The sequence below is a fragment of the Cytophaga hutchinsonii ATCC 33406 genome, from assembly GCF_000014145.1.
In the GTDB taxonomy this organism is placed as follows: Bacteria; Bacteroidota; Bacteroidia; order Cytophagales; family Cytophagaceae; genus Cytophaga; species Cytophaga hutchinsonii.
In genome coordinates this window covers 1300385-1315535 of sequence record NC_008255.1, presented here as the reverse complement: position 1 = coordinate 1315535, position 15151 = coordinate 1300385, and the positions used below count along the sequence as shown (strand labels likewise).

Below are 15151 nucleotides of genomic sequence, written 5' to 3'. Positions count from 1 at the left end.
TTATTTTATATATAGCGTTTCTTCTGTATAAAAAGGAATTGTATTTCCTTTCCAATCAACATGTACAACATAATTACCTTTTATAAATTCTTTTTTCGAAAACGTTTGCCGGTTATTTATACGTGTAATTGAAAAGGTCTTATCTTTTGAAATATCCGACGGCCGGTATAATTTAATTATTCCTGTTACAGCTGTATGTGCATATGCTTCAGGAAAAATAAATTGAATGGAATCTTCTGTCTGTATCACCTGCACGGCTGCGTTTAATCGACGCACATTTGAAAGTTTATCTATTTTCTGCTGATAGGCAATTTCTTTATCGTAATAATCTTCACTAACCAATTCTGTATTGATGCTGAATGTTTTGGATATGAGCCAAAACATGAACACAACAAAACACGTAAAAAAGATTGCGATGTAATTTCCCCAATGTAATTTCATACTCTTACTATTATAATACTGGTCCAACAAACGACGTACTTACTTCATCAATTAATTCTGTTCCCTTATACACGCCAATAGTAAAAGGGGTTTTAATCGAGTGAATATCTTTTTGATCCAGCAGAATGAAGAAAGCCCCTTCTGAAATGGCATTAGGAACAATCTCCGGAATCTGTCCGATTAATTTAATTTCACCGGCTTGGCCAATAATGTTAAAACTGATCGGTACCGTGTCTCTTGTCTTATTTACAATTTTAAAATTATAAAGATTACTATACCGTTCGTTTTCCTGCTGCTGATACAGCATGCCCGGTGTACGTAATACAGTTGTTTCAACATCCGGCCGCGTAGCCAGCAGCGTTACGAACGCCGCAACTAAAACCAATAATATACCAGTGTAGGCTATCACACGTCTTGTCCATGTAAAGGATATTTGATTCCGTATACCCTCTTCAGATGCATACCGAATCAAACCATGAGGCTTACCAATCTTATCCATGATACTGTCACATTCATCAATACAAGCCGTACAGTTGATACATTCCATCTGTACACCATTGCGTATATCAATGCCTGTTGGACATACATGTACGCATTGATGACAATCAATACAATCTCCTTTTCCCGCAATTTCCCGGTCTTCTCCGCGTTTCAGGTGTCCTCTGCGTTCCCCCCGGATATAATCATAGGCAACATTGATCGAATTCTTATCAAGCAATACACCCTGCAGCCTCCCATACGGGCAGATCGTCGTACAGATCTGTTCTCTGAAACGTGCATAGACACCGTAGAAAACACCGGTAAAAATAAGTATGGAAGAAAAACCTCCGATATGATTCAGCGGATTATCTGAAACGATCTGCTGCCATTCATCTGTACCAATGATATAGGTTAAAAATAAGTTTGAGATACAGAAAGAAAATAAAAGAAACATCGCATGCTTGGCAAGTTTTTTCAATAACTTATTCAATGTTAAGGAAGCATTATTCAATGCAATCTGGCTTCTGTAATCGCCTTCGATCCAATATTCAATTTTACGAAAAACCATTTCCATGAATATAGTCTGCGGACATACCCATCCACAGAATACACGACCATAGATCATCGTAAAGAGAACAATGAATACCACAAAAGAAATCATTGCCAATAAAAACAAATGAAAATCCTGCGGCCAGAAGATGATCCCGAACAATATAAATTTACGTTCCAGCACATTCAGCAGGATCAGCGGATCACCTTCTATACGTATGAACGGCGTAACAATAAAGAGTGTAAGAAATACATAACTCACATAATTTCTGATAGACGTAAAGAAACCTTTTGGCTTTTTAGGATATAACCAAATCCGTTTACCTTCTGCATCTACCGTTGAGATGTGATCTCTGAATGACTGATCGATATGTTTATGCTCTGCTTCCACGCTCCATGAAACTATGTTCTACACTTATATTATTTCTGCACCAGTTCCCCCTGCGGTGCTTTAGGATTCGGAGGATTTGTACCTTTCAATGTCAGGATATAGCTCGACACCTGCTGAATCTGTACCGGACTGATCTGTGATTGCCACGAGATCATTCCTTTTTCAGGTACACCATATTTTACCGTTTTGAAAATCTCTTTTATATCACCGCCATGTAACCAGTAATCATCCGCAAAATTAGGCCCGACACCGCCTTCCCCAAGCTTACCGTGACATGCTGCACAATTTTCCAGGAACAGTTTTTTCCCTTCTTCAATCGCAGTAGCGTCCGTAAGTACCGTTGCAGAATTTTCATCTACTTTGCTTGCATACAATTTCATTTCTTCCTGTGCAGCGATCAAAGACTTTTCATATTCCTGCACCTGTGTATCACCATACCCGGATGTCTGATAATAATAGAAATATCCGCCTGCAAAAATAATCGTTGCATAAAACAGGTATACCCACCAGGTAGGCAGATTATTATCCAGTTCACGGATACCATCGTAATTGTGATCCATCAGAATCTCATGTTCGCGATCAACCGGTACGGCACCTGTAAAATCAAACAACGGTTTCTCTTCTTTATTATCTGCGGCAAACATCACACGTAATGCGGTATTGAGATAATATAAAAAGAACAGAAGCCCTAATAATAAAACGATCAGCGTGCACAATGCAAAGATCAGGATCACAGAAGATGTATTTTCCACAACCGGTGTTTCAGGCGCAATACTTGATGCCCATGAATTTTGCAGTGTGCATAAAAAAGAAACCATACATAAAATACCTGTTTTCATATATCTGATTTTATTAGATGTTAGAAGAATGCTCTGTTTCATCTTCCAGAGGAAGATTGGACATGATTGAAATATTTTCTTTGCTTTCTTTAAAAACCAGAATGGCTACAATCAAAAAGAATACAAAGAAAATAATGAACGATATCAAGGGGTAGATCTCAATGCCGCCTATCGTTGACATGTGTGATTTGATAAACTTTAGCATATCTTATTTGATTGAAGTTGAATCGTTAACTTTAATATCTGTACCAAGGCGCTGCAGGTAAGCAATCATTGCAATAATTTCTTTATCCCTGGTCACTTTAATATTATCTGCAGCCAGGCTTTTCACAATTGCGTCGGCCTGTATACGCATTTCTGCATGAACATTTTTTTCATATCCTTCCGCATATGGCACGCCAAGTGTACGCATGGCTGCTATCTTTTTTTCGGTATCGGAAATATCCAGTATATTTTCTAACATCGAAGCATATGCCGGCATGATGGAATTCGGTGAAGTAAGTGTTGGATCGAGCATGTGGTTGTAATGCCAGGAGTTTGGATATTTGCCGCCAACACGATGTAAATCCGGACCGGTACGTTTAGAACCCCACAAATGCGGGTGGTCGTACACAAACTCTCCTGCTTTGGAATACTCGCCATACCGAACGGTCTCAGAACGGAACGGACGCACCATTTGAGAGTGGCAGTTGTTACATCCTTCGCGGATGTAAATATCACGGCCTTCGAGTTCAAGCGGTGTATAAGGTTTAACCGACCTGATTGTAGGAATATTTGATTTAACCAGAAATGTCGGAATCATTTCTACCATCCCGCCAATCAGAATCACAATCAAACTGAAAAACATCAATTGTATTGGTTTGCGTTCGATCCATCGGTGCCAGTGATCACCTTTGTGTGCGTGATATACAGCAGGTAATGCAGGAGCTTCCGCTTCTTCGTTTTTCTCAAATACCGTTGCTGCAGCTACTGTTTTAGCAATGTTATAACACATCACAATAACACCTGTGAGGTAAAACACACCACCCAATGCGCGAAGCATGTACATGGTACGAAGCTGCAATACTGTTTCAAGGAAATTCGGATACGCTAATACGCCATCCTGTGTAAATTCTTTCCACATGGCACTTTGTGTAAAGCCGGCCCAATACATCGGCAATGCATAAAAGAGGATACCAAGGGTGCCGATCCAGAAATGGAAGTTGGCAAGTCTGGTTGAGAATAATTCCGTTTTATACATACGCGGGATCAGCCAGTAAATCATACCAAATGTTAAGAACCCATTCCAGCCAAGTGCACCTACGTGTACGTGTGCCACGATCCAATCTGTATAGTGTGCAATTGCATTTACACTTTTTAAAGAAAGCATAGGTCCTTCAAAAGTAGCCATGCCATAAGCTGTAATGGCTACAACAAAAAATTTCAATACCGGTTCCACGCGTACTTTATCCCACACACTGCGTAAAGTTAGTAACCCATTGAGCATGCCTCCCCAGGAAGGAGCAATCAACATAACAGAGAATACAACACCCAACGTCTGCGCCCAGTCTGGCAAGGCCGTATAAAGCAAGTGGTGCGGCCCGGCCCAGATATACATAAATATCAATGCCCAGAAGTGAATGATGGAAAGACGATAGGAATAAACGGGTCTGTTGGCCGCTTTAGGAACAAAGTAATACATAAGCCCTAAGTATGGCGTTGTTAAAAAGAATGCAACAGCATTGTGGCCATACCACCATTGCACCAGTGCATCTTGTACACCTGCATACCAGGAATAACTTTTCAGAAATGTTACCGGAATTTCAAACGAGTTAACAAGGTGGAGTACGGCAACGGTTACAAACGTACCGATATAAAACCAGATGGCTACATATAAATGCTGCTGTCTTCTTTTAAGAATGGTACCAAACATGTTCCAGCCAAAAACAACCCAGATGATCGTAATTGCAATATCAATCGGCCATTCCAGCTCGGCATATTCTTTACTTGTTGTGATGCCAAAAGGTAAGGTTGCCACTGCTGAAACAATGATCAGCTGCCAGCCCCAGAAGTTTATCCTGCTTAAGGTATCGCTGAACATACGTGCTTTACATAAACGCTGTAAGGAATAATATACACCGGAAAAAATACCATTACCTACAAAGGCAAAAATAACCGCATTTGTATGCAATGGCCGTATACGGCCAAACGTAGTAATATCTGCAAAATTCAATACTGGAAAAACCAGTTGCAGGGCAGCTAACAAACCTACCACCATACCGATCACTCCCCAGATCATTGTTGCAAAAATAAAATTCCTGACAATTATATTGTCATAGGAAAATTTTTCGAGCGTGTTGTTGTTCATATACTCTATTTATTATTTGTTGTTTTATTTTTTGGAACATCATCAAAAAGCATGCGATGAGCAGGTGTATCTTCATCGTCGTATTGTCCATCTTTTATAGACCATATACAGGCTGCTAAAAAACAGATAGCAACCAGCAGACTTATTCCTATTAAGATGAATAATACACTCATTATTGTGATTGGTTATTCCGGAACAAAGTAACTCAAGTCATACCTTCTATAGTATGAGATTGACCAATGCATTACATGACAATTATCATTATTCCAACAAACAGCTGTACCTCTTGTATTACATGGCATTCAGCAGTATTTATCAGCTAGAATATTTTTAAACAACCATATTATACAAGCATTTTACACATGTGATGTATGCTGTTTGCATGTATGATTTTTATCATGAACAAAAAACGAAATGCTGCATACTTTTGAAAAATAAACTGAATCAACGTTGATATGATTATCTTACTATTCTTTGTTGCGCATTGGTATCTATCTTTATTTATGCAGACATTCTTTCTGCACCGGTATGCCGCACATCAAATGTTTACCATGTCTAAAGGCTGGGAAAAATTCTTTTACATACTTACGTGGCTGTTTCAGGGTTCATCTTATCTGAGTCCCTATGCATATGGTGTGATGCACCGTCTGCATCACACCTATGCAGATACAGATAAAGATCCGCACTCTCCTAAATATTCTACCGGAATGTTTGATATGATGTGGAAGACTAAAAATATTTATAATGACATTTTACACGGACGCATAGAGCTTGATCCGAAGTATAAAAAAAATGTACCTTACTGGGGATTTATAGAAAAGATGGGAGACAATTGGTTTTCACGTGTTGCGTGGGGTACTGCCTATACCCTGTTCTATGTATATTTTGCAACACATTGGTGGATGTTTTTATTACTACCGATTCATTATCTGATGGGCCCTGTACACGGAGCTATTATTAATTGGTTTGCCCATAAATATGGTTATGTAAACTTTGTAGTTAATGATACGGCTAAAAACTTACTGCCTGTTGATTTTCTCATGTTTGGAGAAAGCTATCACAACAACCATCACAAACTTGGTGGCCGTGCTAATTTTGGTGTTAAGTGGCACGAATTTGATCCGGCCTACCCGATCATCTTATTTTTCAATGCCTTTCACATCATCAAATTAAAACGGAATAATGATTTGAATTACATGTAAAAAATCCGGACCTGAAAAATACCGGATAGTTTTAGAAAATAAAGAGCGAGGTATCAGATCATATCTGACAGCCCGCTCTTTTTCTTTCCGTAGATTTCTGTTAATTTAAATGTACAACCAGTAAAGGTATACGTGTGTGAAAGGCCATTTCTTTTGTATTGCTTTTAAAAAACAGTTCTTCTAAAAAACTTTTTTTACCTGTGGCCATACAAATTACATCAATATATCCGGAAGCAATTTCCTTTTCCAGCCCTTCAAATACCGTATCATCGTGGCTTACAGTATATGAAATTTTATTGTATTTAATTTCATTGACATGTATTTCTGCAAGCTGATCCAGCTTTTCTTTTGCATCGCTGTATATAGATGCTTCTGTATTTATATATATAACGTTTACTTCTGCATCAAACAGTTCCGCAAACCTGCAAACTCTTTTTAATTCTTTTGAATGGCCTTCCTGAAAATCGATAGCGTAAAGGATTTTTTTTATAAGTCTGAAATTACAATTTGAAGGAATGATCAATACAGGACAGGTAACGTGCTTAAATATACCAACTGAATTTGTTCCCAAAAACAGTCCTTCAATATTGCCTGCTCCATTCGTTCCGGAAACAATCAAATCTATATTATGTTCTTTTACAACATTGCTGATATCTTCGGCTAAAGAACCGATCCGGATAACCTTATTAACTGTAATGTATTCACTGGCCAGGCCGGCAGCCAGTTCATCCATATGCTGATTTAAATTTAAGTCGTCAGCATCATCGAACATGCCATTATACATTGTTTGTATAGCCTGATCAGGAGTTACAATCATTCTTTTGCTGTGAAACAAAAAAATCGTGCAGCTCATTTTTCGGGTCAGATGTTTCACATATTCAATTGCATTCATTGAAACATCACTAAAATCTACTGGAATTAATACATTTCTAATCATTGCTAACAAGTATTGGTTTGCAACAAATTAGCTTAAATAGACAATAAGGTCAATACAGTTTTATACGGATTATAAACGAACGTGCTATCATTTTTCAGGTTTTATAAAACGATAACGTATTTAAAAAATAATTTATAAGAATTATTATCTGAAAAACGGAAGCAAACCCAACAATCTGCGCAGGCCCTGCGTTTGGGGTGCTGATTTTTGTTTGGGTTTTGCATGAACAATATTCTTGTCAATATAGCGTGATAAACCAGATCCTTTTGCTGCAAGCAGTTTCATTGCCTCAACATGTTTCTGCGAGACCATGGATGCGTTATATTCAACGATACTTTTTCTATACTGAATGCGGATGAATACATCTCCTGTTTCATAGTGGGTAATTTCCGATTTACCTGTACTATTCATATACCTTTCCATGTAAAAATACTGTTTGTTTAACTGTTAAAAATAAACTGAAAGCTATTCAAATCATGAATTACCTACGGTAAACAAAACACGTAAAAGCATGTAAGTAATTCTAATTCAATTAATAAAAAAATAAAATAAAATCCAATTATTAGACAATAAAATCACATTTTCCGGGCAAGCACATTTGTTGTCAAAACAACCATTAATACAACCGTAACAGAACTTACCGGCATAATCACCGCTGCAACAAGCGGACTGAACAGGCCTTGAACTGCCAGTGTAATGACAACAATGTTATATAAAATGGAAAATAATAATGTTGCTTTTACCGCTTTTACCGTTCCTCTACTAAAGTTTAACATACGACTCAATGAAGAAATATATAATGCATCCATAATACCATCGCAGGATGGGGAAAAATTATACACTTCTTCTGAAACAGAAATACCTACATTACTCTGCTTTAATGCACCGGCATCATTCAACCCATCGCCCAACATTAAAACCTGTTTTCCCTGCTGTTGCAGCCCGGATATGAAGGCGAGCTTATCTTCGGGGCTTTGATTAAAAATAATATTTTCTGCTTCCGGAAAAATAGCTTCCAGCTGTTTTTTTTCCGTATCATTATCTCCGGACAATACATACAACCGGTATGTACCTTTCAGCTGCTGTATCAATGTGTCCATGTGCATCCGATATTTATTCCGGAAGATATAGTAACCGTAAAATACATCATTTACAGAAATACCAACATATGCTCCGGCTAATGTACCCGCCTCTCTTCGCTGTGTAAAAGCTGCCGATCCGATTTTATAATTATTACCTGCAATGCTTGCCTGCAGGCCTTTTCCTGAAATTTCTTCAAAATCAGAAACAACATAATGTAATGCGTGCGGTTTTAAATAGGCAGCAAGCTTCATGCTTAGCGGGTGCGTCGAATGCTGCACGACTGCATAAATACAGCCAAGCTGTTCCATGGTGAGTTTATTTCCATAAAAGGTAACCGCAGACTGGTCGGATTGGGTAATCGTACCCGTTTTATCAAATACAATTGTATCTATGTGTGCAAGTTTTTCAACTACCTCTGTACTCCGTAAAAACAATCCTTTTTTTGCCAGAATACGAATCGCATTACCATAAGCAAACGGAATGGATAACGCCAGCGCACACGGACACGCTACAATCAAGACAGCTGTTAATGCATTAAATGCTGCAGCAATATTAATGGTATACCAATATCCGAATGTTATAGCACTCAATATCAATAAAGCAATGGTAAAATTACGGCCGAAGCGATCTGCAAGCTGCGAAACAGAATTGCCGCCTTTCGATTTATCAAACACCTGATTATTCCACAGCTGCAGTAAATGACTCTGTGACACCTCTTTTTCTATGCGCAGGTGAATACTTTCCTTTGTTTGTCTGCCACCGGCATAGATCAATTCACCTTTATGTTTTTTAACAGGCAGTGATTCACCTGTAACAAAACTATAATCGATGTATGCGCTTTCGCTTATTAATGTTGCATCTGCCGGAATAATCTCCTGTGAACGGATTACGATCTCCTCTCCTGCACGAAGCGTAGAAATAGCAGCTGGTTTCAGCCCATCGGCCTCAACTCTGTTTACCGCTACCGGAAAATACGATTGATAATCGCGGTCAAACGACATCGATTGATATACTTTGCTTTGATACCATTTACCGATGAGCAGAAAAAAGACCAGACCTGTAAACGAATCAATATACCCTGCGCTGGTATGGGTCAGTATTTCATATACACTTCGGGAAAATAACGCTGTCATACCAATCGTAATGGGCATATCCAGGTTGATCATTTTGTTTTTTATTCCTTTCCAGGCAGCGATATAAAAATCAGATGCGGAATAAAATAATACAGGTAAACCAAGCGCAATAGAAATGTATCCGAATACCTCTGCATACATCCCTTCTATTTCCCTGTCAAGCCCCAGGTATTCCGGGAAACTCATCAACATACTATTCGAAGCACAAAAACCTGCTACTACCAGTTTATAAAAAACACTGCGGTTGGTTTCAGGCGTTTCTTTCTCTGTTGTTTTATTCAGTTGTATGTGTGGTGCGTAACCAAGCGAATCCATCAACTCTACGATACGACGCAGGTTTACGACAGAACTGTTATAGGTAATTGAAATCTCTTTTTTGGTAAAGCTTACATCCGAGCGGATAATGCCCGGTTCAATCGTATAAAGTTTTTCCAGTAACCACAGGCAGGAACTGCAATGAATAGAAGGAATAAAAAAATGTATAACAACGGTTGAATCATTTTTAAAATCAACCAGCGAATCTGCAATATCTGCCTGATCCAGATATGCATATGCATCACCAATGGATGACCGGACCTTAATACCTGCAGAAGTATCAAGTTCATAATAGGTACAGAGATCGTGTTCATTCAGAATTTCGTATACGGTTTTACAGCCGCTGCAGCAGAAATACTGTTCATTAATATGAATGGAATGATCTTCGCATGCCTGGCCGCAATGTGTACACAAAATACTTTCCGTAACAACAGTCAATTCCATATGAATGCATTGAAGTGAAACAGTACGATTAATTTTTCATTTTCTGAAGTTTATCCAGGTTGATAATGGAGATCTTACTTCCCTGAATACTGATCAATCCTTCGTCTTTAAAATCGGATAAAGTACGGATGACTGTCTCCTTGGAAGCACCGGCAATAGCCGCCAGGTCGTCCCGGTAAATAGCCATCGTAAAATCTGAGGGATCTTCATCTTTATGAAAATTTGAATAGATCATAAACAACGATTCCGCTACACGCTTGCGCACGGAGTTATATGCCAGTTTCAGCAAACGTTCTTCCTTTTCAATCAGGTTGTCTGAAAGCATTTTAATGAACTTTTCAGATACATCTTTGCTGCTGAACAAGACTGCAAAAAATTCATCTTTGGGAATGATATGAATTTCTGAATCATCCAGCATCATGGCCGATTCGGTGTGATCACTGCCTTCAAGCAGATTCATATAACCCAGAAAATCGCCTTCTTTATATAAACCTGTGATCAGCTCACGCCCGTCGTCATTAGTCTTATAGGTTTTCAATTTTCCGCTTACAATAAAATATAAGGAATTGGCTTTATTGCCTTCTGAATACAGAATCTGTTTCTTTTTAAACCGGCTGATCTTGCGCTGATCTGAAATAAGTTTTTCCAATTCCTGATTGCCTCTTGCTTCAGAAACAATTTTATGAATGGAATCCAGATCGCCGCCCACAGCGGCACTACGAATCAATTCTTTTTTACGCAGCCGGATTTCAACCGCATCCAGCAGTTCAACATCATCAAACGGCTTTGTTAAATAATCGTCGGCGCCTAAGTTCATACCTTTACGGACATCACTTTTTTCCGTTTTAGCAGTTAGAAATATAAACGGTATTACAGCTGTTTCCTGAGATTTTGATAGAAGATGGAGCACACCATACCCATCCAGTTCAGGCATCATTACATCACAAATGATCAAATCAGGGATGGATTGCTTTGCAAGTCCCACTCCCACTTTCCCGTTCATTGCTGTTAATACCTTGTAATCTGCCAGCTCCAGTATTTCTGCGATATTTTCCCTTACCTCTAGATTGTCTTCTATTACTAAAATTGATTTCATTTTAACTGCTTGTTTTAAAAAGGAATCTGAACAATAAATGTTGTACCCTGTGACTGTTTGCTTGTAAACTCTATGCGCCCGCGCAGTAAATCCAGATATTTTTTTACGATGTTTAATCCTAAACCTGTACCCGGAATATTTGTGGCGTTGTGCGCCCGGAAGAACCGGCTGAATAAATACGACTGGTCTTCTTCCGGAATACCAATACCTTCATCTATAATTGTAATGCTTAATACCTGTTCTGTTGCCGCTGTTTGTATACGTATTTCCTGACCTTCTCCGGAATATTTAATCGCATTTGAAACCAGGTTGATCATAATGTTGCGTACTAAATTTTTATCCAGAAATACTTTTTGAATTTCGTTCTCTTTGCTTATACTGATCACCTGACCTTCTTTCAGAATACTATTCATTTCATCCACCACTTCATACAGCAGTTCCTGAATTGAAAATTCAATCGGATCATTCAGCACCATGCCTTCTTCAAGCCTGCTCAGCGATAAAAAGTCATTCAGAATACTCGTTAAATTGTTCACGGATGACTTGATCCGGTTCACATGCTTGAGTCGCTTGTCTTCATCTTTCGGATCATTATATCTGGATATAAGCGATACAGAAGATAAGATCGTGCTTAACGGTGTACGGAACTCATGCGAAGCCATGGTTACAAAACGCGATTTCAATTCACTCAGATCACGTTCTTTGGCCAATGCTTCCTTTACTTCCCGAAGTTCGGAGATATCGTGAATGATACCGGTGAAAATCTTTTTATTCTCCAGAATAACTTCACTGATACTAAGCAAAAACGGGAACATTGTTCCATTTTTACGTTTCCCGATCACTTCCCGGCCTTTCCCGATAATCTTGCCTTTACCTGTTTCATGATACGTACCGATGTATTTATCGTGATTACCGCGATCCGGTTCAGGCATCAGTATTTTAATATTTTGCCCGATGAGTTCCGTTGAAGCATACCCAAACATTTTTATGGCAGACGGATTTACGGATTCAATGATACCGCGGTCGTCAATGGTAATAATACCGTCTACAGCGTTGTCAATAATAGCTTGGTACCTGGATTCTAAGTCGAACCTGGACGTGGATTTAATAGGCATATATAATTCTCTATAAGTCACTATAAATCTACAAATTTAAGTTAAGCTTGACCGGTAACGTTCCTATTTTATATCAAAATTCCTTATTTGAAAATCCATTCGATATGACGAAGATCATTCAGCCTTTTGATCGTTATCAGTACACAAAGGCCTATAATTATTTGAAAATTTGATTTTTATATTGAAAGGAAGCACGGCAGCCATATTTCATGCAGATAAAAACTTATGCCCGCACCATAAAACTCTATGATCCGAACTATCTAATTCGCACTTTATTCCGTATTTTTGCAACTTATAATAACATAGAATTAATTACATGCGCATTTCTTATAACTGGCTTAAAGACTATATAGATTTAACAGAATCTGCTGACGAAATAGCAAGACTTTTAACCCATTCAGGCCTTGAAGTAGAAAAGGTAGAAAAATACGAAAGCATCAAAGGCGGTTTAGCAGGCATTGTTATCGGCAAGGTATTAACCTGCGAACAACATCCCAATGCAGACCGGTTACGCAAAACTACGGTGGATGTAGGCGGAGAAACGCCTTTGAATATTGTATGCGGTGCACAAAATGTGGCAGCCGGGCAAACAGTTGTTGTAGCCACAATCGGCGCAACCATGTATCCGCTGGAAGGTGATTCGTTCCCCATACAAAAAACAAAGATCCGCGGTGAAGTATCTGAAGGTATGCTATGTGCAGAAGAAGAACTGGGCATAGGCAAATCACACGATGGTATCCTTGTAATTGATGCAGACATCAAACCGGGTACTTCGGCACAGGAATATTTTGAAATTGAAGTTGATTCTATTTTTGAGATCGGCTTAACACCAAACCGCGCCGATGCTGCTTCGCACTTAGGCGTGGCGCGCGACTTACGTGCATTACTAAACAGAAGCCTTAAAAAAGTTGACCTGAAGAACTTCCAGCCAGGTTTTAAAGCCAGCGGTATTACAGTTAAGGTTGAAAATACAAAAGCTTGTCCGCGTTACACGGGCCTAAGCATTAAAGGTGTTAAAGTTGCCGAGTCTCCGGCATGGTTGAAAAACCGTTTACGTTCTATTGGTGTAAATCCGATCAACAACGTTGTGGATTGCACCAATTATGTGATGCATAGCCTTGGTCAGCCGCTGCATGCCTTTGACCAGGATGAAATAAAAGGAAATACCATCTTTGTTAAAAATGTTCCGGCTAACACGGAATTTGTAACACTCGATGGCGTAACCCGCAAGCTGAGTGAAAACGATCTGATGATCTGCAACACGTCTGAACCGATGTGTCTGGCCGGTGTATTCGGAGGTTTGGATTCCGGTGTTAAAAATAATACCCGCCATATCTTTTTAGAATGTGCGTATTTCAATCCGGAAACAGTTCGTACGTCTTCTATGAAACACGGACTGAAAACGGATTCTTCTTTCCGTTTTGAACGCGGTACGGATCCGAACATGCCGAAAGTAGCGCTGCGTAAGGCGGCGGCGATGATCGCTGAAATTGCAGGCGGAGAAATATCTTCGGATATCATTGATACAAATACAGAAACATTTCCTCCGTTCAGAATTGAAACGACACACCAGCGTATCTGCAAACTGATCGGAAAAGAAATTCCGGCAGACCGCATTCTTGAAATTATTGCATTACTGGATATCAAACTTGCCTTCCGCAATGGCGATCTCCTGGTGCTGGATGTTCCGCCTTTCCGCGTAGATGTGCAGCGTGAGGCCGATCTGATCGAAGAAGTATTGCGTATCTATGGTTACGATAATATTGAGCTGAGTGATCGCTTACGTTCTGATTTCTTATCCGAATTCCCGGCCAAAGATGCCGATCATATTCATCACCTGATCGACCAGAGCCTTATTGCGAAGGGCTTTCAGGAGATACTGACAAATTCATTAACGAAAGGTGCGTACAATGAACTGCTTTCTAAACAGGAAGATGCCGTACCAATCTTAAATAAATTAAGCGAAGAACTGGCCTTCATGCGCCCTTCCCTGGCATTTACCGGCTTAGAGACCGTTGCGTACAACATCAACCGCAGACAAAAAAATCTAAAGTTGTTTGAATGGGGAAAAGTATATTTTAAACGTGGTACCAAATACAATGAATACAACCGTCTTTCTGTTTTCATAACCGGAAATCAACATGCGGAAAGCTGGAATACGCCTTCTAAAACAGTTGATTTTTTTGACATGAAAGCGGTCGTTGTTCAGATACTGGAAAAACTGCACATAGCTGTTACACAGGTGCAGGAAATTGAATCGAACCCATTATTCTCAAAAGGTGTTATTTACAAGCATGCCGGAAAAGAACTGGTTCAGTTTGGATATATATCACAAGCTGCCCTGAAAGCTACGGATGTAAAACAGGAAGTATTGTTTGCAGATTTTAATGCCGATCTGCTTCTTGAACTGTATTCGAACAAAAGCAAGTACAAGGAAATTTCCAAATTCCCGGAAGTACGCAGAGATTTGTCGCTGGTGCTGGATGCATCTGTTACGTTTGAGCAGATTAAAGAACTGGCGTTAAAAACAGAACGCAAGATCCTTACCGACATCAATGTATTTGATGTATATGCAGGAAAACAGATTGCAGAAGGCAAAAAATCGTATTCGTTGAGTTTCACTCTGTTGGATAACGAACAAACGCTTACAGATCAGGTAATTGAAGCGACAATGAATAAGCTGATGCAATCGATTGAAAAAGAATTCAATACAATAATCCGTAAATAAATAATAAATCACGGAAAGTTCCGTTTCCAGCACAGTTACTTTATGTGCGTG

General features: G+C 39.2%; 13 protein-coding genes. 2 read left to right on the top strand and 11 right to left on the bottom strand.

The window, feature by feature from the left end; genetic code table 11:
* From CHU_RS05560 to ccoS, 6 genes are read right to left on the bottom strand one after another with little or no spacing between them, the layout of a single operon-like run.
* The gene (locus CHU_RS05560; RefSeq protein ID WP_011584532.1) at window positions 1-441 is read right to left on the bottom strand and encodes a FixH family protein; all 441 of its coding nucleotides are present in this window, start codon (window positions 439-441) and stop codon (window positions 1-3) included.
* A 10-nt stretch (window positions 442-451) separates the two neighbouring features.
* Window positions 452-1861 (bottom strand): cytochrome c oxidase accessory protein CcoG, encoded by a 1410-nt coding sequence (gene ccoG, locus CHU_RS05555; protein ID WP_011584531.1) that lies wholly within the window; start codon window positions 1859-1861, stop codon window positions 452-454.
* Between the two features lie 29 nt (window positions 1862-1890).
* A complete protein-coding gene (locus CHU_RS05550; RefSeq protein WP_011584530.1) occupies window positions 1891-2700 on the bottom strand; it encodes a cbb3-type cytochrome c oxidase N-terminal domain-containing protein in 810 nt (269 codons plus the stop codon).
* Window positions 2701-2713: 13 nt separating this feature from the next.
* The gene (locus tag CHU_RS05545; protein WP_011584529.1) at window positions 2714-2905 is read right to left on the bottom strand and encodes a hypothetical protein; all 192 of its coding nucleotides are present in this window, start codon (window positions 2903-2905) and stop codon (window positions 2714-2716) included.
* Window positions 2906-2908: 3 nt separating this feature from the next.
* Window positions 2909-5047 (bottom strand): cytochrome-c oxidase, cbb3-type subunit I, encoded by a 2139-nt coding sequence (gene ccoN / locus CHU_RS05540; RefSeq protein WP_011584528.1) that lies wholly within the window; start codon window positions 5045-5047, stop codon window positions 2909-2911.
* Between the two features lie 5 nt (window positions 5048-5052).
* Window positions 5053-5220, bottom strand: coding sequence for a cbb3-type cytochrome oxidase assembly protein CcoS (gene ccoS, locus CHU_RS05535; protein WP_011584527.1), 168 nt, complete (start codon window positions 5218-5220; stop codon window positions 5053-5055).
* 282 nt (window positions 5221-5502) lie between these two features.
* Between ccoS and CHU_RS05530 the strand changes: the two genes are divergently transcribed.
* A complete protein-coding gene (locus CHU_RS05530) occupies window positions 5503-6249 on the top strand; it encodes an acyl-CoA desaturase (RefSeq protein WP_011584526.1) in 747 nt (248 codons plus the stop codon).
* Between the two features lie 100 nt (window positions 6250-6349).
* On the opposite strand, the gene CHU_RS05525 is transcribed toward CHU_RS05530, so the two are convergent.
* The 5 genes from CHU_RS05525 to CHU_RS05505 form a co-directional block, all read right to left on the bottom strand.
* On the bottom strand, window positions 6350-7186 hold the full coding sequence (locus tag CHU_RS05525; RefSeq protein ID WP_041932211.1) for a universal stress protein: 837 nt from the start codon (window positions 7184-7186) through the stop codon (window positions 6350-6352).
* 144 nt (window positions 7187-7330) lie between these two features.
* Window positions 7331-7609, bottom strand: coding sequence for a hypothetical protein (locus tag CHU_RS05520; RefSeq protein WP_011584524.1), 279 nt, complete (start codon window positions 7607-7609; stop codon window positions 7331-7333).
* 152 nt (window positions 7610-7761) lie between these two features.
* Window positions 7762-10161, bottom strand: coding sequence for a heavy metal translocating P-type ATPase (locus CHU_RS05515; RefSeq protein ID WP_011584523.1), 2400 nt, complete (start codon window positions 10159-10161; stop codon window positions 7762-7764).
* A 28-nt stretch (window positions 10162-10189) separates the two neighbouring features.
* Window positions 10190-11257: a response regulator gene (locus CHU_RS05510; protein WP_011584522.1), complete on the bottom strand. Its 1068-nt coding sequence runs from the start codon at window positions 11255-11257 to the stop codon at window positions 10190-10192.
* 14 nt (window positions 11258-11271) lie between these two features.
* On the bottom strand, window positions 11272-12372 hold the full coding sequence (locus CHU_RS05505) for a PAS domain-containing sensor histidine kinase (protein ID WP_041932210.1): 1101 nt from the start codon (window positions 12370-12372) through the stop codon (window positions 11272-11274).
* A gap of 316 nt (window positions 12373-12688) precedes the next feature.
* On the opposite strand from CHU_RS05505, the gene pheT reads away from it, so the two are divergent.
* A complete protein-coding gene (pheT, locus tag CHU_RS05500; protein WP_011584520.1) occupies window positions 12689-15100 on the top strand; it encodes a phenylalanine--tRNA ligase subunit beta in 2412 nt (803 codons plus the stop codon).
* Window positions 15101-15151: the final 51 nt, after the last annotated feature.